This window comes from Paludisphaera mucosa (assembly GCF_029589435.1).
In the GTDB taxonomy this organism is placed as follows: Bacteria; Planctomycetota; Planctomycetia; order Isosphaerales; family Isosphaeraceae; genus Paludisphaera; species Paludisphaera mucosa.
The window spans coordinates 364,625-387,310 of the sequence record NZ_JARRAG010000001.1; the positions used below are offsets into that span (position 1 = coordinate 364,625).

18 protein-coding genes are annotated in these 22,686 nt (G+C 71.2%); 8 read left to right on the forward strand and 10 right to left on the reverse strand.

What is annotated here, in order from left to right:
* Positions 1–11: 11 nt before the first annotated feature.
* On the reverse strand, positions 12–2,603 hold the full coding sequence (locus tag PZE19_RS01550) for a U32 family peptidase (protein WP_277858822.1): 2,592 nt from the start codon (positions 2,601–2,603) through the stop codon (positions 12–14).
* 444 nt (positions 2,604–3,047) lie between these two features.
* Between PZE19_RS01550 and PZE19_RS01555 the strand changes: the two genes are divergently transcribed.
* From PZE19_RS01555 to PZE19_RS01565, 3 genes are all read left to right on the forward strand, one after another.
* Positions 3,048–4,538: an efflux RND transporter periplasmic adaptor subunit gene (locus PZE19_RS01555; protein WP_277858823.1), complete on the forward strand. Its 1,491-nt coding sequence runs from the start codon at positions 3,048–3,050 to the stop codon at positions 4,536–4,538.
* Positions 4,539–4,714: 176 nt separating this feature from the next.
* Complete coding sequence (locus PZE19_RS01560; RefSeq protein WP_277858824.1) at positions 4,715–5,239, forward strand: hypothetical protein; 525 nt, start codon at positions 4,715–4,717, stop codon at positions 5,237–5,239.
* A gap of 129 nt (positions 5,240–5,368) precedes the next feature.
* Positions 5,369–6,247: a hypothetical protein gene (locus tag PZE19_RS01565; RefSeq protein ID WP_277858825.1), complete on the forward strand. Its 879-nt coding sequence runs from the start codon at positions 5,369–5,371 to the stop codon at positions 6,245–6,247.
* A gap of 206 nt (positions 6,248–6,453) precedes the next feature.
* Here the strand turns inward: PZE19_RS01565 and PZE19_RS01570 are convergent, their stop codons facing one another.
* The 4 genes from PZE19_RS01570 to PZE19_RS01585 form a co-directional block, all read right to left on the reverse strand.
* Entirely contained in the window at positions 6,454–6,861 is a 408-nt protein-coding gene (locus PZE19_RS01570; RefSeq protein ID WP_277858826.1) for a 6-pyruvoyl trahydropterin synthase family protein, read from the reverse strand.
* Positions 6,849–7,133, reverse strand: a complete 285-nt coding sequence (locus PZE19_RS01575) for a hypothetical protein (protein WP_277858827.1) — start codon at positions 7,131–7,133, stop codon at positions 6,849–6,851. Before PZE19_RS01575 ends, PZE19_RS01570 begins: the two co-directional genes overlap by 13 nt.
* A 391-nt stretch (positions 7,134–7,524) precedes the next feature.
* The gene (locus PZE19_RS01580) at positions 7,525–8,892 is read right to left on the reverse strand and encodes a CCA tRNA nucleotidyltransferase (RefSeq protein WP_277858828.1); all 1,368 of its coding nucleotides are present in this window, start codon (positions 8,890–8,892) and stop codon (positions 7,525–7,527) included.
* A complete protein-coding gene (locus PZE19_RS01585; RefSeq protein WP_277858829.1) occupies positions 8,885–9,508 on the reverse strand; it encodes an RsmD family RNA methyltransferase in 624 nt (207 codons plus the stop codon). Before PZE19_RS01585 ends, PZE19_RS01580 begins: the two co-directional genes overlap by 8 nt.
* A 187-nt stretch (positions 9,509–9,695) precedes the next feature.
* Here PZE19_RS01585 and PZE19_RS01590 point away from each other — a divergent pair, with 187 nt between their 5' ends.
* The 3 genes from PZE19_RS01590 (at position 9,696) to PZE19_RS01600 (ending at position 13,978) form a co-directional block, all read left to right on the forward strand.
* The gene (locus tag PZE19_RS01590; RefSeq protein ID WP_277858830.1) at positions 9,696–11,129 is read left to right on the forward strand and encodes a hypothetical protein; all 1,434 of its coding nucleotides are present in this window, start codon (positions 9,696–9,698) and stop codon (positions 11,127–11,129) included.
* 362 nt (positions 11,130–11,491) lie between these two features.
* Positions 11,492–11,902 (forward strand): DUF4279 domain-containing protein, encoded by a 411-nt coding sequence (locus PZE19_RS32845; RefSeq protein WP_277858831.1) that lies wholly within the window; start codon positions 11,492–11,494, stop codon positions 11,900–11,902.
* 192 nt (positions 11,903–12,094) lie between these two features.
* Positions 12,095–13,978 (forward strand): pyrroloquinoline quinone-dependent dehydrogenase, encoded by a 1,884-nt coding sequence (locus PZE19_RS01600; RefSeq protein WP_277858832.1) that lies wholly within the window; start codon positions 12,095–12,097, stop codon positions 13,976–13,978.
* 79 nt (positions 13,979–14,057) lie between these two features.
* On the opposite strand, the gene PZE19_RS01605 is transcribed toward PZE19_RS01600, so the two are convergent.
* From PZE19_RS01605 to PZE19_RS01620, 4 genes are all read right to left on the reverse strand, one after another.
* A complete protein-coding gene (locus PZE19_RS01605; RefSeq protein ID WP_277858833.1) occupies positions 14,058–16,628 on the reverse strand; it encodes a tetratricopeptide repeat protein in 2,571 nt (856 codons plus the stop codon).
* A 126-nt stretch (positions 16,629–16,754) separates the two neighbouring features.
* On the reverse strand, positions 16,755–17,690 hold the full coding sequence (locus PZE19_RS01610) for a hypothetical protein (protein WP_277858834.1): 936 nt from the start codon (positions 17,688–17,690) through the stop codon (positions 16,755–16,757).
* 128 nt (positions 17,691–17,818) lie between these two features.
* Positions 17,819–18,394, reverse strand: a complete 576-nt coding sequence (locus PZE19_RS01615; protein WP_277858835.1) for a YceI family protein — start codon at positions 18,392–18,394, stop codon at positions 17,819–17,821.
* A 96-nt stretch (positions 18,395–18,490) separates the two neighbouring features.
* A complete protein-coding gene (locus PZE19_RS01620) occupies positions 18,491–19,309 on the reverse strand; it encodes an HAD-IIA family hydrolase (RefSeq protein ID WP_277858836.1) in 819 nt (272 codons plus the stop codon).
* A gap of 192 nt (positions 19,310–19,501) precedes the next feature.
* Between PZE19_RS01620 and tal the strand changes: the two genes are divergently transcribed.
* The gene (tal, locus tag PZE19_RS01625; protein WP_277858837.1) at positions 19,502–20,476 is read left to right on the forward strand and encodes a transaldolase; all 975 of its coding nucleotides are present in this window, start codon (positions 19,502–19,504) and stop codon (positions 20,474–20,476) included.
* 104 nt (positions 20,477–20,580) lie between these two features.
* Positions 20,581–21,678, forward strand: coding sequence for a serine hydrolase domain-containing protein (locus PZE19_RS01630; protein ID WP_277858838.1), 1,098 nt, complete (start codon positions 20,581–20,583; stop codon positions 21,676–21,678).
* On the opposite strand, the gene PZE19_RS01635 is transcribed toward PZE19_RS01630, so the two are convergent.
* Positions 21,671–22,684 (reverse strand): lipase family protein, encoded by a 1,014-nt coding sequence (locus PZE19_RS01635; RefSeq protein WP_277858839.1) that lies wholly within the window; start codon positions 22,682–22,684, stop codon positions 21,671–21,673. The two genes, PZE19_RS01630 and PZE19_RS01635, sit on opposite strands and share 8 nt — an antisense overlap.
* Positions 22,685–22,686: the final 2 nt, after the last annotated feature.

Below are 22,686 nucleotides of genomic sequence, written 5' to 3' on the forward strand. Positions count from 1 at the left end.
GGCCGATGCGATCAGAGGACGGCCAGCGGGCCGCGGGTGACGCCGTACTGGTTCGAGGCCTTCAGCTCGCGCCAGAGGGTCTTGCCGTCGCGGAGGCCGGCGGCGGTCTCGCGGTAGAGGGTCACGGTCCGCGCGACGGCCTCGGGGGCGTCGTCGAGGAACTCGATGCGGAGGTGGCGGACGCCCCGGGCGATCAGCTTGGGCAGGAACTCGGCCGCCGTCTGGGGCACGGCGTTGAACAGCGTGTTGCGGCAGCCGACGTCGGCCTTCAGCGGGTGCTCCTTGCCGACCCGGTCCCGCAGCTTGACGTCGTGGTCGTCGCAGGGCCGGCCGCAGTTGGTGTGGTCGGTCCCCGGCGACAGGAAGGCGCAGTAGACGCAGTGCTCCATGTGGAACATCGGGATCTGCTGATGGATCACGACTTCCAGCCAGTCGGGCGGCGTGGCGTCGACGAGGTCGAAGAGCTGGCCGGCGTCGAGGTCGTACGAGGCCGTGACCCGCTCGGCGCCGCGGTCGCGGAACAGGGCGACGGTCAGCGGGTTGGCGGCGTTGAGCGAGAAATCGGCCACGAACGGCACGCCGGCCCCGGCGCAGAAGGCCAGGCCGCCGGCGTTGCGGACGAGCAGGCCGTCGGCCCCGGACTTCGCCAGCGCCTTGAACAGGTTCCGCTCGGCCGGCTTCTCGATCCGGGGGCTGGCGACGTGGATCGACAGCCCGAGACGGCGGGCCTCGGCGACGGCGTCCTTGTAACCCTTGATGTCCTGGTAATCGGCGTAGATCGCGGTCGCGCCGGCCGCGGCGGCGGCCTCGATCTGGTCGGTGCGGCGGCAGAGGACGGCCAGGTGCGGAGCCTCGCCCGCGACCCGCTCGCGGCGGCCGCGGTCGGCCTCGGCGCGGATCGGGCCCAGGAGCGTGGGCAGGACGGCCTCGGGGGCCGTCGGGCGGACGGGCGGGGCGTCGGCCGCGGCGTCGAGCCCGGCGGTCAGCTCGCGGCGGAGCTGGTTCAAGACGCTCTTGGGGACCATCGGGCCCCCTTCGATCTCGGTCGCGAGCGCGTCGAGCCGGTACGACGTGCCTCCCAGCCGGCCGAGTTGCTCGCGGAGCAGCGCCTCGTCGGCCGGACGCGACTGCGCCGGGGCCAGAGGGGCGTCGCCGAGGGCCTTCGCGACGTGGCCGGTCGCGGTCGCGGCCTCGATCCGGAGCGGCTCGCCGACGGCCGCGCGGACGCGGACGTCGATCCCCACCAGGCGATTCGACGGGCCTTCGAACGAGCGCCGGAGCTTCGCCGTCAGCTCGGGGTCGTCGGTCTTCCAGGCCCGCTGGCCGGGGTGGAGGCGGGCGAGGTCGAAATCGCCCCGGCCGAACCGCAGCTCGACGCGGGACGGGTCGCCGGCGACCGGGATCACCTCGTAAACCCGCCCGCCTTGCTCGGGGACGCCGAACTCGTCGTCGCCGTCGAACACCAGGCCGTCGCCCGGCTTGACGCCCGTCGCCACCGTCATCCGCACCCCGACGCGGCCGACGCCCTCGACCCGGCCCAGCAGCACCCCGCGTTTCTTGGCGTAATCGCCGCGCACCAGGATCTTGTGGTCGGTGCCGTCGAGGAAGCCGTGGCTGAAGCCGCGGGAGAAGGACATCTCCATCTCCTCGACCTCGCGGGGCGTGAACGCGACCTCGCGGCCCTCCCACGCCTCGTCGATCGCGCGGCGGTAGTGGCGCGTGATGTTGGCCACGTACTCGGGCGCCTTCAGCCGGCCCTCGATCTTCAGGCTGGCGACCCCGGCCCGGATCAGGTCCGGGATCAGGTCGTAGGCGGCGAGGTCCTGCGGGCTCAGGAGGTACTGGGTCTTCCCCAGGTCGACGTCCTCGCCGTCGCAGACGATCTGGTAGGGCATCCGGCAGGCCTGGGCGCACTCCCCTCGGTTCGCCGAGCGGCCCCCGAGCGCCTCGCTCGTCAGGCACTGGCCCGAGTAGGCCACGCAGAGCGCCCCGTGGACGAAGACCTCGACGGGGATCGCCGACTCGGCCTGGACGCGGCGGACCTCGTCGAGCGACAGCTCGCGGGCCAGGATCACCCGCGAGCAGCCCAGCTCGGCGGCCAGGCGGACGCCCTCCTCGCTGGTGATCGACATCTGGGTCGAGCCGTGGATCTCCAGCTCGGGGGCGACGGCGCGGATCAGGCGGGTCAGCCCGAGGTCCTGCACGATGACCGCGTCGACGCCGGCGTCGTTCAGCTCGCGGATCGTCGCCTCGACGTCCGCCAGCTCGGAGGGGAAGATCAGGGTGTTGAGCGTGACGTGGCCCCGAACCCCGTGGCGGTGCAAGTAGGCCATCGTCTCGGTCAGGTCGAGGCCGTCGAAATTGGCCGCCCTAATCCGGGCGTTGTGCCGCTTCAGGCCGAAGTAGACCGCGTCCGCGCCGTTGGCCACCGCCGCGCGCACGCAGTCGCGGTCGCCGGCCGGCGCCAGCAGCTCGGGCTTCACCCGGCCCGGCCGCCCTTCGTCGCCCTCGGCCGCGATCGCCACTCCCGCCTCGATCCCCGTCGCCGCAACGCTCAATTCGCCGACCCCCGCCCAACGATCCGCCCGACGCCCTCGACGCATCCCGATCCCTCCCATTATCGCGTCGCCGCTCGATCTCACAAGGTGCGGAATGGGCCGGGGCGGCGATTGCGCAGGGATCCGCGGTCCACGCTCGCGGCCCGATGGGGGCAACTTCGAGTTGCAGCTGTGAAATCTTTGTTTTACACTTGGTGGGTCAGGATCGAGGCGCCTGCGACTGGTCGGCGAGCCGGACTCTTGGTTTCGGCCCGCCGATCCGATAAAGTCAGTGGGCTGTCTGCAAGCAGAATCGGAAGACTGCCCGCAAGCGATCCGCCTCCCTCCCGGGCGACGGGGCCGGCCTCCCCCGCTTAAGAGCCTCGCGACGCGAGCCTCGTAGGCCCCCGGAGGGACCCGACCCCGTCTCCCGATCGACCCGCCAGGATGAAACGCGCCCGGCTCCCCTCCGCGGCGCGTGGACCGTTCCCCGAGACAGGAGTCCGCCGGATGCCCACTCCCCGTAAAGTCCGATCGTCGCTCGGGATGATCGCGATCGCCGCCGCGGCCGGGGCGGCGATCTGGGCCTACGCCTCGGGACACCACCCTTTCGGAAAAGGCGGCCCCCGCAACCTGGACGAGAAGTACCAGTTCGCGCCGGTGAGCCGGACGGTGCTGGAGGGCTCGCTGACGACCCCCGGGCGGCTCGAAAGCTCGAAGCGCACGGTGATCGAATGTGAGCTGGAGAACATCACGATCGGAATCCTCGGGCGGCAGCTCGCCGCCGGCGGCGCCTCGACGCTGCTGAGCGTCGTCCCCGACGGCACCCCCGTGAAGGCCGGCGACGTGCTGGCCACGCTCGACTCGTCGGCCTACGAGGAGCTGCTCCGCCAGCAGCGGATGACCGTCGAGCGGTCGCGGGCCGACCACCACCAGACCGAGCTGGACCTGGACGTCGCCAAGCTGGCCATCTCCGAATTCCAGAACGGCCTGATGGCCGAGACGCTCAAGGACCACCAGCGGCTGATCGCCCTGGCCGAGGCCGAGGCGAGCCGGAGCAAGGGGCGGCTCGACTGGGCGAACCGGATGAACGCCAAGGGCTACGTCTCGACCAGCGTGAGGAACACCGAGAAGCAGACCTACGGCAAGGCGATGATCGCCCTGGAGCGCGCCCAGGGCGCCCGCGACCTCTTCGAGCGGTTCACCGCGGCCAAGACCATCCGCCAGCTCGAAGGGACCTTGCTGTCGCGGCAGGCCTCGCTCAAGTATCAGGACATCCGGCTCCAGCGGAACCTCGACCGGCTGGCGAAGCTGGAGAAGCAGGTCGAGCTCTGCACCATCCGCGCCCCCCACGACGGCTACGTCATCTACGCCAACGACCCCCGCCGCGGGATCGTGATCGAGGCCGGCATCTCGGTCCGCCAGAAGCAGGACCTGTTCTACCTCCCCGACCTCGAGCAGATGGAGGTCGTCGCCCTGCTCCACGAATCGGTCGTCGACCGGGTGAAGCGGGGGATGAAGGCCCGGATCGCCTTCGACGGCGCGCCCGACGTCAACCTGACCGGCCGCGTCCGATCGGTCGCGCCGATCCCGATCTTCGAGGAGCGGTCGGACGTCCGCTACTTCGAAGGGATCGTGACGATCGACCAGCAAGCCCGCCGCGCCCTGATGCCCGGCATGTCGGCGCGGGTGGACCTCGCCATGCCCCCCAAGAGCAACGTGCTGGCCGTCCCCGTCGAGGCGGTGACCAGCGAGGACGGCGACGACTTCTGCTACGTCGAGCGCGAGGACGGCGAGGGCCTGGAGAAGCGGCACATCGAGCTGGGCCAGGCCACCCACGACATGCTCGAGGTCGCCGAGGGGCTCGAGGAGGGCGAGCGGGTGGTGCTCAACCCCCGGGCCGACGAGGTCGCGGACGACGTCTCCGACCTGCCGCTCCCGGCCCCGGAGCCCGCCCCGGCGGCCGCGCCCGCGGCGGGCCCGATCGCCGCGTTGCGCTGATCGCGACGGACGCGCCGGGCCCCCCCGCCAAACCGCCCGGAGGGGGCCGTTTCGGGCTCACGCCGGCCGTCGTCGCGGGTCGAAGGAAGGATCGAATCGAGGCCCGTCGCCCCCCGGCTCGGCCGCCGTCGCGAGCCCGACCCTCGATCCTCCCGACATAAGATCTCCGCGACGACATGGCCCCCAAACGCACCACCGGCGCCGCCGCGGCCTCGCCGTCCCATCCCGTCGTGACCACCGCCCTGCTGCTCGGCGCCGTCGGCTGGGCGTTCGGGCTGCTGGTCCACAAGGGGATGATGGCCTGGCCTCCCGTGCGCCTGCTCTCGTGCCTGGCGACGATCGCCGGCTGCCTGGCCCTGGTCGGGCCGATCATCCTGGCCCGCTCGGGCAAGGGGGGCGGCAGCCTGGGCGAGCTGATCTGGATGACGGGTGGGCTGCTGATCTGGATCTTCAACCTGGTCGGCGTCGCCAACGGCGACCTGCGGACGATCGACTGGGCGACGCCTCTGGGCCCCCGCGCGATGGGCCTGATCATCCTGGCCGTGCTGCTGGCGGGGCTCCGTTCCGGGCTCGCCGGCCGCGACTGGTCGTGGACGAACGTCACCGGCTGGGCGCTGGGCCTCTTCTGGGTCGGCATGGCGGCGGCGACCTGGTTCCTCGTCCCCGGGCAGGGGCTGGTCGCCGGGCTGGCGTCGCGGTGATCCTTGACGCTCGGGGGCGCAGCGATTAGCCTCGATGGCACGACGCACGCCCGCGGCCCGGACTCCTCGCCCTCGTCCTCGTTGAATCGACTCATCCCGTCCGGGTCGGGCGCCCTGAGGAGCCCCTTCGTGGCCATCGAGCAAGAGTCCGCCCCCGACGAAGCCGACCTCAAGTTGATGCGCAGGTCGGCCATCGAGAACGAGATCCCGACCTACCGGGCCGTCAGCACGCGCGCCGTCTTCTCGGTGATCTGCGGCCTCCTGGCCGCCCTGAGCTTCACCCACCCGGCCTTCTACCTGTTCGCGGCCGCGGCGGTGGCCCTCGGCTTCTGGGCCGACCGGGCCATCCAGAAGCATCCCGAGATGCTCACCGGGCAGAGCCTCGCCCGCGCGGGCGTCGCCATGGGCCTGGTGTTCGGCCTGTCGATCTACACGATCACGACGGTGCAGTGGTACCTCTCCACGCGCCAGGCCGGCGCGTTCGCCTCGGAGTACGCCAAGGTCGTCAAGAACGGCTCGCTCGCCGACATCTACTGGCTCGGCCTCGCCCCGCCCACTCGCGCCCACGTCACCCCCGAGGACAACTTCAAGTCGATGCAGGGCCAGAAGGAAGAGGCGGCCATGTCGGAGATGAAGTTCGCCGGCATCAAGAAGCTCAGCCAGGACCTCCACTCCTCGCCCGCGAACACCATCACCTTCCACGCGATCGAGAACATGGGCCGCGAAGACCTGGTCCAGGTGGCGATCGCCGTCTTCGACGTCAACCTCGCCGCGACCCCCCACGAGCACAAGGATGGGGAGGAGCACAAGGAGGGCGAGGCCGAGCACAAGCCCGCGGGGCCCCAGTCGCTCCACGCCATGGCCGTCATCAAGGGGATCGTCCCCGACGGCAAGAGCGCATACGAGTGGTGGGTCGACGACGTCGTCTATCCCTACGTCCCCAAGACCGCCGCGCTGCCGGACAAGCCCGTCGACGACGGCCACGGACACGCCCCCGGCGGCCACTGAGAAACGGCCTCGGAAAGCGGCTTTCCGAAGGCCTTCCCCCCTCGCGGGGGAAGGTGGCCCGAAGGGCCGGATGAGGGGGTGACGAGCACGAGGACCGTCGCCTTGACGTCCGGCCTGCCTGTGGATTCCGACGGGGCTTCGCGCGTCCTCCCTCTCATCCGCCCCCGCAGGGGGCGATCGCTCTCGCAACAGCCGACGAGCCCTCCTCAGGGCTCGCCGGTGTACGTTGCGAAGCAGTTCGGCGTCTCCCAGAGGATGACCTCCACGACCGGCAGCCCGGCCGACCGCCCCTGATCGTAGATCAGCCGGGCGATGTTCTCGGCCGTCGGGTTGGCGTCCATCACGAACACGCGTTCGCCGCGCTCCTGGAGCGTCGGCAGAAGCGGGTCGTCGCGGCGGAGGATCATGTTGTGGTCCAGCTCCTCGTCGATCCAGCGCTGGAGCTTCTTCTTGATCTCGCCGAAGTCCAAGAGCATTCCCCGCTCGTCGAGCCGGGTCCCTTCCAGCGTCACCACGGCCAGCCCGTTGTGGCCGTGGAGGTGGCGGCACTTGCCCTGGTAGTCGAGCAGGCGGTGGCCGTAGCAGAACTCGATCTGGCGCGTCACCCGGAACATGGAGTTCGGCTCCCTGGGGATTGGGGTCGGGCGGGCTCGGCGTAGGGCGTCCGGTCGGCGACGACGGCCTCGGCGAACCCCTTGCGGCGTTCCGCGCACTTCGCCGGGAAGGCGCGTGCCGAGGCCGGCTCGACCTCCTCCCCGCGCAGGCCGGAGCGGACGTCGATCGGTCGGTCGCGGGCGTATTCTTCGAGCAGCGTCCCGACCAGCGCGGCGCTCTCGATCCCGCCGCCGATCAGGACGGCGACCGTCCCCGTCTCGTCCTCTGGCATGCCGCTCTCGATGCTCCGCCGGGGTCGGGTCGATCCACTACTTCATCTTAGGGCCGTGGGGCCGAGGTGCAAGCCGGGGCCGACGTCCCGATCGTCCTCCGCCGTCGGGCGCCTCTTTTCCTTCGGCCCGGCGTCCGCAACCGGCGATCGTGGCGCACTGTCTCTTGAAGGAGTCTTGCGGCGGGGGCCGATCTCGATCGCCGCAAGGCTCGGCGGCCGGCCGAAATTTCGCAAAAAAAATACGAGGAACGAACCCAATCGCCGATACCGAGATTCAGTTCTAAAACGCCCGAGGATAAAGACTTGCGACCGATGCCATGGCGGCTCGGGAAAGCCGAGGAAGCCAAGACGAACCCGATACGGAGCCGATTCGCGGGGAGGCCGGCGGCGGTCAGGGGAGGGCCTGTCCCCCGGCCCCGGGGCGCGGGGCGGCCAGCTCGCGGTCGACGAATTCGAGGGCCTCGCGCTTGTTGTGGACGCGGCTCTCGAGCTGGGCCTCGCGGACCTGGTCGAGGATCGTCGCGAAGCCCGAGCCGGGGGTCAGGCCGTGGCGGACGAGGTCGTGGCCGGTGAGCAGCGGCGGCGGGTTGATGGGCCCGGCGGGCTGGTGCTCCAGGTAATACTCGCAGTAGTCGACGTGCTGGGCGTCGCCGGTGGTCGCCAGGGCGTCGGCGCGGTGGAGGGCCAGCAGCTCGTCGATGCCGGGCTGGGCGAGCATCCGCTTGAGCTTGGCCTCGCGGAGCTTCTTGGCCTCGCCCAGGTACTGGTGGTAGGTCACCAGCCAGGCGACCCGCTCGCGCTCGGCGTTCGAGAGCTTGAGCCGGCGGCCCAGGTCGTCGGCGATCCGGCCGCCGACGACCTCGTGGTTGTGGTAGCTCGCCCGGCCGGCGTGGGTCTGCCGCGTCGCCGGCTTGCCGACGTCGTGCAGCAGGGCCGCCAGCGCCAGGGGGAAGCTCGCGTCCTCGGGGAGCAGGTGCAAGGTCAGCAGGAGGTGGTCCCACAGGTCCCCCTCGGGCTGCATCGGCTTGCCCTGGAAGAGCCCCTTGGCCGCGACCAGCGGCGGCAGGACGGCCGCGATCAGGCCGGCGTCCATCAGGGCGTCCACGGCCCGCGCGCGGCTGGCGTGCGCCAGCATCCGGCGCAGCTCCTGGGCGATCCGCTCGGGCGAGACGACCGTGACCTCGCGGGCCATAGCCCGGACCGCGGCGAGCGTGGCGGGCTCGATCCTCAGGTCGAACCGCGAGGCGAACCGCACGGCGCGGAGGAGCCTCAGCTTGTCCTCCTCGAACCGCGCGGCCGGGTCGCCGATGGCCCGCAAAACCCGCCCGTCGAGGTCGGCCCGGCCGCCGACGTAGTCGACGACCTCGCCGCCGATCGGGTCCATGAACATGCCGTTGATCGTGAAGTCCCGGCGCTCGGCGTCCTCGCGGGGCGAGCTGAAGACGACCCCCACGGGGCGGCGGCCGTCGACGTACGCCATGTCGCTGCGGAACGTGGCGATCTCGACCTCGTTCCCCTTCTGCCGGGGGTGCCGCACGCGGACGACGCCGAACGACGCCCCCATCGTCAGCGAGCGGTAGGGGAGCGTGACCATCACCTGCTCGGGCGTCGCGTCGGTGGCGACGTCGTAGTCGGCGGGGGTCAGGCCCAGCAGGATGTCGCGCACGCAGCCGCCGGCCCAGAGGGCCTGGAAGCCGGCCTGGCGGAGCCGGACGACGACCTCCTCGGCGAACTCGCGGCGGGCCCGGGCGTCAGCCATCGCCGACCTCCGCCTCCGGCTCTTCCCCGGCTTCCACGAGCGTCCCGGCCCCGTCCCGCAGCCAGAAGCCGACCTGGGTGTCGCCGTAGCGGCGGACGTCCCAGGCGTCGAAGTCGGGCAGGATCCGGTCGTCCAGCACGCGGCCGGCCTCGATCACGATCAGCGAGCCGGCGGCCAGGTTCTCGACGAGGTGGTCGAGCACGGCGCGCATCCGCTTCACGCCCGCGGCCGCCTCGTAGTCGCGGTAGGGGGGGTCGAGGAAGACGGCCGTGGGCCGGCCGGGCTCGACCGCGTGGACGCGGGCCCAGCGATAGGCGTCGGCCAGGCGGATCGTCGCGCGGTCCTGGTAGCGGAGCTTGGCGACGTTGCCGTGGATCAGGGCGACGGACTCGCGGTCCTTCTCGACGAAGACGGCCGACTCGGCCCCCCGGCTGAGCGCCTCCAGGCCGATCGCGCCGGTCCCCGCGAACAGGTCGACCGCCGCCCGACCCGGCATCAGGTCGCCGACGATGTTGAACAGCGACTCGCGCACGTGGTCGCTGGTCGGCCTCATGGCCGCCGACGCGCGCGGGCCCTCGATCTTGTGCCCGCGCTTCTGGCCCGCGATGATCCGCATGTCGCCTCGCTCTCCACGACCGCCCGGCCGCCCCGACGGGGCGGGGGCCGAACCCTTATGATAAGATCCGCCCGACGATCCGAGCAATCCGGGCCGCGGGAAGTTCGCGTACGGGGCGTCCCTCCGCGCCGCGCAGCCCCGAGGATCGCTCCCGCCGGCGGGGCCCCGACTCGAAGGACGCGACGCCATGCTCCACGCCCTGGTCCTGCTCCTCCCTCTGGCCGTCGCCGCCGACCCGATCGACGTCGGCGGTCGCAAGCAGCTCTTCATCGACGACCGCTTCCTCGCCGAACGCGAGCGGGTCGAACTGCACGCCAACCCGCCCCAGAAGCTCGGCCTGCTCCGCGACGAGAAGGGCGTCCCCTTCATGGGCCACGTCGGCCGGGTGATCGAGGACGGCGGCAAGGTCCGGCTCTACCTGGGCCACGAGGATTCCGAGGTCCTGGAGAGCGACGACGGCCTGCAATTCCGCCGCACCGGGGCGAGGCTCCCCGGCGGCCTCTTCCCGACGATCTTCGTCGACCCCCACGAGGCCGACCCGGCGCGGCGGTACAAGCTCTTCCACGTCGAGTTCAGCCCGCCGTTCGACCCGGCCAAGCACGGCGTCTTCGCCAGCTATTCGGCCGACGGCCTGAACTTCACCCGGGTCGGCCAGGTGCTCCCCCTCTTCACCGACAACCCGCCGCTCGTCCACTGGGACGAGCGGATCGGCAAGTACCTGATCTACACCCGCGCCCTGGCCTACGACTCCGAGAACCAGCGCCGCATCGGCAGGATCGAGACCGACGACGTCCTCAAACCCTGGCCCCACCGCAAGGGGCGGGCCGACCGCATGTTCTCGTCGACCGACAACCTCGACGTCGTGTACATGGCCGACGAGGAGGACGACCCCCACTCGGACGTCTACTACAACTCGACGGCGATCTATCCCGAGGCGCAGGACGTCTACCTGATGTTCCCCACCCATTTCCGCCACTTCTCGCCCGAGCGCAACCCGTTCATCCGCCCCCCCACGCCCGGCCGCTGGGAGGACTTCGGCATGCTCGAAGTGCAGCTCGCCGTGAGCCGCGACGGCGTGAAGTGGGAGCGGCCGGGGCGCGACCCCTACGTCCCCGGCGGGCTCGCCGACGAGTGGGACCGCTGGTACGCCGTGATGGGCCCGGGCGTGGCGCGCCGGGGTAACTACCTGTACCAGTATTACAACGCGTCCGGCCGGCTCCACGACTCGGCCTTCCTGAGGGCCGAGTACGAAAAGACGGCGAAGCAGCTCGGCGGCGTCGGCGTCGTGCGGCAGCGCCTCGACGGCTTCGTCTCGGCCGACGCCGACCACCGGGGGGGGCGCCTGCGCACGCCGGCCGTCGTCTTCCGCGGCGACCGACTGCGACTGAACATCGACGCCGGGGCCATGGGCACGGCCTTCGTCGAACTCCAGGACGCCGAGGGCCGCCCGATCCCCGGCTTCACCCTCGCCGACTGCGAGGAGATCGGCGGCAACTTCCTCGACCAGGCCGTCTACTGGAAGGGGAACCCCGACGTCTCCTCCCTCGCCGGCCGGCCGGTGCGCATCCACGTCAAAATGAAGCGGGCGAAGCTCTACTCCTTCCAGTTCACGCAGGGCTGATCGCGGCCGGCGAGGATCCCGTGGTGGGGTCTTCCTCCATGGGATACACGACGCCGGCGTTCAGCCAGACGATGATGAACTCGTCGGCCGTCGTCGGCCGGAGCATCCGCCTCATCCGATGCCGCGCCGCCCCCGAGGGGAAGCAACGGGCCTTGGCCCCGCTGTCCGAGGACCGTCGATGTCGCCCGGGGCGAGGAGGTAAGGCGGGCTTGAGGCGCGGCAACGATCATCCCCCGCTGGCGTCGACGGCTCATCGTCCGGTAGGGTTGGACGCAGCCGAGACCTCGCGGGTTCCTCGGGCGACGAATCTGGCCATTCGCGAGCCGGATTCGACGGGCCCCGCCGAAGGGAGGAGGACTGTCGTGGAGGACGACGTCGAGGACGGAAGCTGGAGCCGCTGCAGCGCGATCCTGCGCATCTTCGGGACGATCGCCGATCTCGACGAGATCACCAGGACCCTGGGGTTGATCCCGACGCATTTCCACAGGCGGGGCGATCGCCAACGGGTCCCGGCGTTGGGCGACTACGAGCACGACATGTGGTCCTACAGCCCTCCCGTGCCCGCCGAGGAGCCCCTCGACGTCCACATCCAGACCCTCTGGGCCCACATCGCGCCCCACACGGACTACCTGCTGGGCCTGAAGCGGACGCTCACGGTCGACGTCTTCTGCTGCCTCGCCTCGCCCGGTGCTCAGGGGATCGAGGTTTCGCACCGCTCGCTCGAAATGTTCACGAGGCTGGAGGTCCCTTTCGGGGTTTCGCTCGTCGTGTAGCCAGGCGCCGCACGTTCGACCTGGAGCTGCTTGACGACCTGATGGGTTCCCTCCGAAGGCGATCCGTACTCGCGGAGTCGAGACGTCCGCCGGCGAGTCGATTCGAAGCCTCGGGCCCCTTATGATCGGTCGTGCGCAAGAGGGCGACGGCGTTCGAGCCGCCCGACGAAACCGCGTGAGAGGGCCTTCCGGATGCGTTCCTGCTCGATCGGCATCGCGTGCCTGTTCATTTTCGCCGGCCCCACCCTGGCCCAGCCCGACCCGGCGGGCGACTGGCCGGGGGTGGGGAACGACCCGGGGTGCATGCGGTATTCGACGCTCGACCAGATCGATCGGGGGAACGTCGCGCGGCTCAAGCCGGCCTGGACGTTCCACACCAAGGAGCTGGATCCGAACGGCGTCGGCAAGACGATCGAGTGCACGCCGATCGTGATCGACGGGGTCATGTACGTCACGACGGCCTTCATGAAGGTCGTGGCGCTCGACGCGGCGACCGGCGAGGAGCGCTGGCGGTTCGACCCGGTGAAGGACCATCCCTGGCCGCACGCGGCGGCGTCGGGAGGGGTCAACCGCGGGTGCGCTTACTGGTCGGACGGGAAGCCCGACGGGGCGCGGCGGATCCTCCACGGGACGGCCGACGGCCGGCTCTTCTCGCTCGACGCGGCGACGGGCAAGCTCGACCCGAAGTTTGGCGACGGGGGCGTGCGCGACCTCCGCAAGGAGCTTGACCCGAAGACGGCCGCCCTGGCGTATGGGCCGACCTCGGCGCCGGCGGTGTGGAAGGACCTGGTGATCCTGGGGTTCTCGTGCGGCGAGGGCCCGGGGATCGCCGCGCCGGGCGACGTGCGGGCGTTCGACGTCCGCACCGGCGCCGAGGCCTGGCGGTTCCGCACCGTCCCGCGCCCTGGCGAGGTCGGGGCCGAGACCTGGGAGGGCGAGTCGTGGAAGGACCGCGGCGCGGCCAACGCCTGGGGCGGCCTGAGCGTCGACGTCGGCCGCGGCCTGGTCTTCGCCGGGCTCGGATCGGCCGCGTTCGACTTCTACGGCGGCGACCGGCCGGGCGACAACCTGTTCGCCAACTGCACGATCGCCCTCGACGCCGCGACCGGCAAGCGGGCCTGGCACTTCCAGACCGTCCGCCACGACCTCTGGGACCACGACCTGCCGACTTATCCGAACCTCGTCACCGCGACCCGCGACGGCGCGAAGATCGACGCGGTGGCCCAGGTGACGAAGACCGGCTACGTCTTCCTCTTCGACCGCGTCACCGGCGAGCCCCTCTTCGACGTGCAGGACCAGCCCGCGACCCCCTCCGAGATCGCCGGCGAGCGGGCCGCGACGGCCCAGCCCGTTCCGGTCAAGCCGCCGCCGTTCTCGGTCCAGACCTTCGACGAATCGAACGTCACCGACATCGGCGAGTCCAACCGGAACTCGGTGCTGGAGCAGCTCAGGAAGCTCCAGTTCGGCCGGCCCTTCCTCCCGCCCAGCCGGCAGGGGACCGTCGTGATCCCCGGGTACCACGGCGGCGCGAACTGGTCGGGGGCCTCGTTCGACCCCACGACGGGGCGGCTCTACGTCAACTCGAACAACGTCCCGAACATCCTCACGATGACCGAGTCCAAGGCGGCCGACGTGCTCACCCAGGGGCCGTATCGCCACACCGGGTACATCCAGTTCCTCGACCACGAGGGCTACCCCGCGATCAAGCCCCCCTGGGGCGTGCTGAGCGCGATCGACCTGAGCCAGGGCGAGATCGCCTGGCGGACCCCGCTGGGCGAGCACCCCGAGCTGACCGCCCGCGGCATCCCGCGCACTGGGACCGAGACCTTCGGCGGGTCGATCGTCACCGCCGGGGGGCTCGTCTTCATCGCCGGCACCAAGGACGAGCGGATCCACGCCTTCGACAAGGACGACGGCCGCCTGCTCTGGGAACATCCCCTCCCCGCCGGCGGCTACGCGACGCCCTCGACCTACCGCGCCAAGGGACGCCAGTTCGTCGTCATCGCGGCCGGCGGCGCGGGCAAGCTGAGGACCAAGGCGGGCGACGCGTTCGTCGCCTTCAGCCTGCCGGAGTGATCGAGGCTCGTCAGGACCCGTTGCGTCGCGCAGCCTCGTCGCGGGTGGTGGACAGGCCGGCGGGAGTCCCGGCGATCCCTCAACGCCCTCCCTCGGGCGGGCCGTGGTCCAGGCGGTCCAGCTCGGCGATGGAGACGTCGGACTCGATGGAGGCGACGCCGGCGTTCTCCGCCAGCCACAGGAAGCCCTCGCGAGCCCGGGCGGGCTCGCCGTCGAGGAGGCAGGAGAAGGCGATGCAGAAGTAAGCCCCGACCTCGCGCCCGGGGTCGTCGGCGAGCTTGAGCAGCGCCTTCTCGTCGATCTCGCGTCGGAGGAACCGGACGAGCGGATACGGCCAGGCCGCGCGATCCAGGTTCGCCGCCGCATCGTCGAGGATCCGCGTCGCCGCCGCGGCGTCCTTCGCCCGCCTCGCGGCCAGGATGCCGACGATCGCGGCGTCGGCCGACAGCGAAGAGCCCCAGCCTTCCATCGCGAGATAGCGGCGGGCGTCGGCGACGGCCTCGCCGCGGCCGAGGATCAGGCCGACGACCGCCCTGTCGAGGTGGGGCCGGGACGCCCCGGGGGCGAGCCTGATGTACTCGCCGAATTCTCCGTAGGCCTTGTCATACTCCTTCATGCCGACCCGGGACAACCCGAGGTAGCCGTGGACCTCCCCATCCCCCGGGGCGAGGCGGACGACCTCGTTGAGGTCGCCGATCGCCACGTCGTACTCCATGAGGGCCGCCCGCACCAGGCCGCGATGGTAATACGCGGCCATGTACGCCGGGTCGAGCCGGATCGCCTCGCCGAAGTCGGCGACCGCACGGTCGCGTTCCTTCTTCTCCTTCCAGCTGAGCCCGCGGCTGAAATAGGAGTCGGCGTCCTGGGGTCGGAGGCGGATCGCCTCGTCGAAGTCGGCGATGGACTTGTCGAACTCGCCCTCGGCCCTCCACGCGAGCCCGCGATTGTAGTAGGCGGGCGCGTACTTCGGTGCGAGCCGGATCGCCTCGCTGCAGTCGGCGATGCACCTGCCGAACTCCTTCTTGACCTGCCGGATGAGTCCGCGATTCGAGTAGGCCGCCGCGTACTTCGGGTCGAGCCGGATCGCCTCGTCGTAGTCGGCGATCGCCTCGTCGAGGCGTCCCTTCGCCCCCCGGACGAGGCCGCGTTCGTTGAAGACGACGGCCTCCTTCGCGCCGAGCCGGATCGCCTCGTCGTAGTCGGCCAGGGCCCCGTCGTTCTCCTCCCTGGCCATCCGGACGCCGCCTCGGTTGGTATAGGCGTCGGCGTACTTGGGGTCGAGGCGGATCGCGGCGTCGAAGTCGGCGAGGGCCTTGCCGTACTCCCGCTTCGTCTTCCAGACGAGGCCGCGGTTGTTGTAGGCGATCGCATAATTCGGATCGCGCCGGATCGCCTCGTCGTAGTCGGCCAGGGCCTGCTCGTCCTGCCCCCTGAGGGACCGGACGTTCCCCCGGCCGACGTGCGCGGCGACGGTCCCGGCGTCGAGCTTCAGCGCCTCGTCGAAATCGGCGAGGGCCTTGTCGTACTCCCTCGCGTCGTACCGGGCGAGGCCGCGATTGGCCCGGAAGATCGCCTCCTTCGGGTCGAGGCGGACCGCCTCGTCGAAGTCGGAGACGGCCTTATCGTACTTCTTCAGGGTCTTCCAGGCGGACCCCCGGTTGTTGCGGGGGGCCGGTTCGTCGGGCTGGAGCGTGACGGCCAGGGTCAGCTCGCCGACGGCCTTGTCGACCTCGCCCCTGTCGAGCCAGAGGAGGCCGCGATTGGAGTGGAAGCTCGAAGCGAAGGGGTCGAGGCGGATCGCCGCTTCGAAGTCCGCGAGCGCGCCGTCGAGGTCGCCGACGGCCTTCCGCGCGATGCCGCGGCCGTTGAAGCCCGCCGCGCATCGGGGGTCGAGCCGGATCGCCTCGTCGAAGTCGGCGCGGGCCTTGCCGTAGTCCTTCTTGTCCACCCAGGCCAGCCCGCGGTTGGCGTGGATATAGGCCGCTCGGGGAGCCAGCCGGATCGCCTCGTCGTAATCGGCGATCGCCCCGTCGGCGTCCTTCATGTGGGACCTCACAAAGCCGCGATTATTGCGGATGTAGGCCCGCCGGGGGTCGAGTCGAATCGCCTCGTCGAGGTCGGCGAGGGCCTTGCGGTAGTCCTTCTCGGCCGCCAGGGCGAGCCCGCGATTGTTGCGGGAGTCGACGTGGGCCGGGTCGAGTCGGACGGCCTCGTCGTAATCGGCGATGGCGCGGTCGAAACGCCTGCGTGCGTACCAGCCGTCGCCGCGGCGGTTGTAGTGTCGGGCCTTCCCCGGCTCGGCGCGGATCCGCTCGGTGAAGTGCTCGACGGCGTCCTCGATGCGGATCAAGTCGCGCGGAGCGACCCAGCCCCGGAAGCTCGAATCCTCGGCCTGGATGTAGACCTCGGACTCGGAGGCCTGCTGGACCCGGTAGATGCGGTCCTCCCTCTCCTCCGCGGCCCGTACGAGGTCGGCCCCCTCGCCGGCCTTCGCGTCGGCGTCTCCATCGGGCCTGAGCACCGTCCCGGGTGCGATGAACACTCGCTTCCCGACCCACCGGCCGAGGTCGGCCGACCGGGCGAGCCCGACGCAAGGGCCGAGGATCAGCAGCCAGCCGAGGACGACTCGGACGCAGCGAGGAATTCGCATGGAGGCTCCTGGATTCGAAGTCCCGACGCGCGACGATCACGCTCGTCCGCATGAATCGAGCCACCAGGATAAGGCTCGACGATCGCCCCCGCCATCACCGATTCGCCGACTTTTTTCATACGCTCGTCAGCGGAACTGGCCGTAGTCGTCGGCCGTGGGGCCGCCGTCGTTCGGCCGCGTCTCGGCCGCCTTGGCCTGGAAGCGGTGGATCGTCAGGCCGACCGCCAGGGCCGCCGCCAGGCCGACGAGGGCCAACGCGAAGGCCGTCCTCATCCACGGCCGGGAGCGGGCCAGGGGAGGGGCCTCGGGGGCCGCCGCGAGCATCGGGGCGAGGAACAGCGCCGTGGCGACGTCGGGCCGAAGTTCTCCGAATGCGTATCCGACGAGCAGCAGGCTGAACAGAGCGACCGCGCCGACGCCGGGCAGGGCGTCGCGGTCGTCGCCCTTCAGCAGGGCCGCCGCGATCGACGCGCCCGCGACCGCCCCGGCCAGCGGGACGCCGTTCATGCCCCCGGAGGCGTACCCCGAGAGCATCACGGCCAGGCTCGCCCCGCCGATCGCCGTCGCCAGCGCCAGCGGGGCCCTCAGCGCCGAGGCCGAACGCCGCGACGTCCAGGCCAGTCCCGACCAGACGCCGAACAGCGTCAGGCCCAGGCCGCCGAGGATCGCGTAACGCTGAGCCGGGGGCCAATCGGCCGTGCCCGGCCCGCCCAGGTCGGTGAGGTAGCTCGACCCGTACAGCAACACCGGCGCGACCGCCAGCGACGCCACGAGCCGTATCGCCAGCTTCGCCCGGCCCGGGATCCTCGCCCACCCGCCGACGGCCTCGACCAGCAGGACGGCCGGCAGCACGAGGCCCAGGAAGCGGTCCTGATCCTCGCGCAGGGGCCATCGCGGGGTCACCCCCAGGACCGCCAGCCCGAGATACGCCCCCAACGCCAGCGCCGCCGCCTGGACGACGCCGGCCCACCGTCGGCCCGCCAGCCTTCCCGCCGCGACGACCAGGGCCGAGGCGAACAGGGCCGCCGCCAGCGCTTCGAGCATCAGGATGGGGTCGGGCATGCGGACGCCTCGAAGGCGGATGAGGGTCGTCGGAGTGGAGAAGGGGTCAGGGGTTCGAGAGGCGCGGGCCGGCTCGAAGCGCCGCGACCCTCATCCGGACTCTCGGCCTCGGCCATGCGGGATCGGCGTCAGGGCCGGGTGCCTTCGAAGCTGATCATGATGACGACCTCGTCGCCGGCGGCGGGGATCATCTTGTCCATGCCGAACTCGGAGCGCTTGATCGAGAGTTCGGTGGAGTAGCCGGTGCGCTGGACGCCCTTGGGGAACTCGCCGACCTTGCCGCCGACGAGGTGCAGGGTGACGGGCTTGGTGACGCCGTGGAGGGTCAGGTCGCCGACGACGGTCAGGCCCTTCTCGGCCTTGCTGACGGACGTGCTCTTGAACGTGATCGACGGGAACTGCTTGGCGTTGAAGAAGTCGGGGCTCTTGAGGTGGCCCTCGCGCTGGGGGTTGCCGGTGTCGAGGCTGTCGGTCTTGATGATGACCGCGACCTGCGACGACTCGGGGCTCTTGGCGTCGATGGTGAACGTGCCGGAGACGTCGTTGAAGCGGCCGTAGGTCCAGCTGAAGCCGCCGTGTTCGATCTTGAAGACGACCGCGGTGTGCGCGGGGTCGACGTTGTACTTGTCGGCCGCGCGGGCGGGCTCGGGGGCCAGGATCAGGACGGCGGCCAGCAGGCCCGTGGTCATCGCGATTGCACGCATCATCGGCTCCGTGAAGATATGTTCGGGCGGACGGGTCGACGCGACGCCGCCTCGGCCGCATTCTACCGGGCCGTGGAAGCCCCCGCGACGGCCCGCTCAGGCCGAGAGGCTGGCGGAGCCGGACGGGTCTTCGGCCTGGAGCCAGAGGCGGTGGAGTTCGGGGAGGCCGTCGACGGCGAGGTCGGGCTGGACGACGGCCGGGACGTCGGCGTGGGGCGCGACCCAGATCGTGAACATGCCCGCGGCCTTGCCGCCCACGATGTCCGACTCCTGGCTGTCGCCGATCATGGCGGCCTGGGCCGGGGGGCAGCCCAGTCGGGCCACGGCCGCCTCGAACATCCGGGGATGGGGCTTGCCGACGACGATCGGCCGGGACCGCGCGGCGGTCGCGACGGCCTCGACGAGCGCCCCGCAGCCGGGGTCGAAGCCGTCGGCGACCGGATATCGGGCGTCCAGGTTCACCGCGAAGAAGGCGGCCCCCGCGGCCACCGCCCGCGACGCGGCGCGGAGCCGGCCGAAGTCGAACAGGGGGTCGTTGCCGACGACCACGGCGCGCGCCTCGGTCCAGCGTTCGGGCGGGACCGGCGTGTGGCCGACCCGGGCGAGCGAGCGCTCCAGGTCGTCGGTCCCGATCGCCAGCACGGGGACCGGGCCGATCCGCGCCAGGACCTCGTCGGCCGTGAGGTCGAAGGCGGCGACGACCTCGCGGGCCTCGGCCGGGACGCCCAGGCGGGTCAGCTCGCGGGCCAGGACGTCGGAGCCGTGCCGCGACGAGTTCGACGCGAAGACGACCGCGAGCCCCGCGCGGCGGAGGGCCGCGACCAACTCCGCCGCCCCGGGGAGCAGGTGCGGCCCCGCCCAGATCGTGCCGTCGAGATCGAACGCGTACCCTCGGATCGTGCGCAGGCTCGTCAAGGCTCGGCCCCCTCCGTGTCCCCGTCGGCGTCGTCTTTCCGGCGTCCGAGTCTACCAGGTCCGGGCCCTCCCCCCCACCCGGTCGACCTCGGATGTTGCCGGGGCCCTCGGGCCGCTATAATACCCTGCAGAGATCGGGAACGAACGGCACGACGAATCCCTCCATGAACGCCAGCGAGCGAGGACCGCGGAATGAGCCTGCTTGACCAGTTGCGCGCGATGACGGTGGTGGTCGCCGACACCGGGGACATCGAGTCCATCGCCCGGTACAAGCCGCGGGACACCACGACGAACCCCTCGCTGCTCTACAAGGCGGCCCAGATGCCGCAGTACCAGCACATCGTCCAGGACGCCGTGGCGTTCGCCCAGTCGGTCGACGGCGATCGCAAGGCCCAGCTCGAAGCGTGCATGGACAAGCTCGCCGTCGGCTTCGGCAAGGAGATCCTCAAGATCGTCCCCGGCCGGGTCTCGACAGAGGTCGACGCCCGCCTCTCGTTCGACACCGAGGCGACCATCGCCAAGGCCCGCCACCTGATCGGCCTGTACGAGGCCGACGGCGTCGGCCGCGACCGGATCCTCATCAAGATCGCCTCCACCTGGGAGGGGATCAAGGCCGCCGAGAAGCTGGAGAAGGAGGGGATCCACTGCAACCTGACCCTCCTGTTCAGCTACCCCCAGGCCGTCGCCTGCGCCGAGGCCGGCGTGACCCTGATCTCGCCGTTCGTCGGCCGGATCCTCGACTGGCACCTGAAGGACCGCGGGGTCAAGGCGATCCCGGCGACCGAGGACCCGGGCGTCGAGTCGGTCCAGCGCATCTATCGCTACTACAAGGCCAACGGCTACAAGACCGAGGTCATGGGCGCGAGCTTCCGCAACATCGGCGAGATCGTCGAGCTCGCCGGCTGCGACCTCTTGACCATCTCCCCCGACCTGCTCAAGCAGCTGCAGGAGACGGACGAGACGCTCGTCCGCAAGCTCTCCCCCACGGGCAACGAGGGGGAGTCCGAGCTTCCGCCTCCGCTCGACGAGAAGGGCTTCCGCTGGCTCCTCAACGAAGATCCGATGGCCACCGAGAAGCTCTCCGGCGGGATCCGCAGCTTCGCCGCCGACATCGTCAGCCTGGAGAAGCTCGTCTCCAAGCTGATCGACCAGCCCGTGGGCGTCTGAGCCCGGGCGCCGACGCACGCCCGGGCCGAAGATTCGCGACGCGGGGACGAACTCGCTCCTGTCGGAGTCGAACCGTCCCCCGTCCGAATCGCCCCGGAGCCGCCATGCGCCGATTCCTCGCATTCCTCCTGCTGCTCGTCCCCACGTCCGCCTTCGCCCAGGCCCCCGTCTACCTCAAGGCCGAGGCCGTCGACGCCGTCGCCCGTGCCGAAATCGACAAGCAGCGTCTCGTCGGGGTCGCGGTCGTCGTCCTCGACAAGGGCGAGATCGCCTGGGCGAAGGGCTACGGGTTCGCCGACCGCGAGGCGGTCGTGGCCGTCGACCCCGCCACCACCCAGTTCCGCTGGGCGTCCATCGCCAAGCCGGTCACGGCCGTCGCCGCCCTTCAACTCGTCGAGAAGGGCCGGCTCGACCTGGACGCCGACGTGCGGTCGTACGTGCCCGAATTCCCCGACAAGGGGGTCAAAATTACGCCCCGCCAGCTCCTCTGCCACCAGGGCGGGATCGTCCACTACGCCAATGGCGAGGTGCTGCGGATCGCCAAGGAGTACGACGTCGAGCACCCCTTCGCCGACGTCGTCACGGCGCTCGACATGTTCAAGATGTCGCCGCTCATCGCCCGCCCGGGCGAGCGGTTCTCCTACTCGACCCACGGATACATCCTGCTGAGCGCCGTGGTCGAGCGGGCCGGCAAGGAGCGGTACGCCGACCAGGTGCGCGAGCGGATCGCCGGGCCGCTGGGCATGACGAGCTTCCGCCCCGACTACCAGTGGGAGGAGATCCCGAACCGCGCGGTCGGTTATATGCGGCACGAGGGAATGGTCGACCGTCGCCCCGACGAGCTGGTCCACGACGTGAGCTGGAAGCTGGGCGGCGGCGGCTTCACTTCCACGGCGACCGACCTGGCGCGGTTCGGCGTCGGACTGCTCCAGAGGAAGTTGGTTTCTGAGGAGACTGAACGCCTCATGTGGACCGTGAACAAGCCCGTCGACCCTCAGGGGGCCAAGCCGTACGGCTACGGCTTCTTCGTGATCGAGCGTCCCGACGGGACGAAGCTCGTCGGCCACGACGGCAGCCAGGAGAAGGCCCGCACGGGCCTGGTGCTCGATCTGGCCAACCGCCGCGGGATCGCCGTGATGACCAACTCGGAATGGGCCGACGCCATGAGCCTGGCCATGCACCTTCTGGACGCGATCAAGTAACTTCGCCCTCGGCTGGATCCTGCCTCGTCCCCGCGGCGACGGCGTTCCAGAGCAGCGTGGCGTAGTAGACCGGCGCGTGGTCGGCCAGGCCGCGGACGAGCAGGGGGGCCTCGCCGACCGCCAGGCGGCCCTGTTCCAGCGAGACCCGGACGGCGGCGGCGAGGGCCTGGAAGCCCTCGCTCCACTCCCGCCAGATCTTCCGCGGGGCCGCTCCCGGGACGGCCTGGGGCTCGCCGGCGTGGCGGTATCCCAGCGGCCAGGCGGGGGGGATGCGCGGGATCAGGTCGTCGCGGTGGACGAAGCGGCGGTGGACGCAGGTCGGGAGCGTGGCGACGAACTCGGCGTCGCCGACGCGCGGGGCGCCGTAGGTGTAGACGCCGGCGATCGGCGTCTCGCGGAGGTGCGACGCCGCCAGCACGGCCAGGGCCCCGCCCAGGCTGTGGCCGGTCAGCCAGAGGGCCTGCCCGGGCCGCCTGGCCGCGACCACCGCGTCGATCCGCTCGCTGATCGCCTCGAACGCCGACAGGAACCCCGCGTGGACCCGCCCGCCGGCCTCGCGCGCGGCGGGGAGGAAGCGGCCGTCGATCTTGAGGTCCTCGTTGCCGAGGATCCAGTCGACCAGGCCGGCGACCTCGGCGGGGGCGAGGTCCGGCACCGGGATCCGCGTCCCCCGGAAGGCGATCACCAGCGCGTCGGGGCCGTCGAGCACGATCGCCCGCAGGTCCGCGCCGGCGTCGACCCGGTCGGCCCGCCAGCCCAGGGCGGGCAGGGGGGAGGCCCCGATCCGGTCGGCGAGGAACGTGGAGTCGCCGTACGCGAGCAGCGCGGCGTCGGCGAGCCACCATGCGTTGGCGTCGATGAACGCGCCCGAGTCCGAGCGGACCGCGGCCCGGGCCGAGGGCTCGAAGCGGATCGCGTCGGCGAAGGCGAAGTAGGGGAAGTCGGCGGCGGGGGGCGTGAGCCCTTCGAGGGTCTCCCGCGGGGGCGGGCGATCCGGGAGTTGCAAGG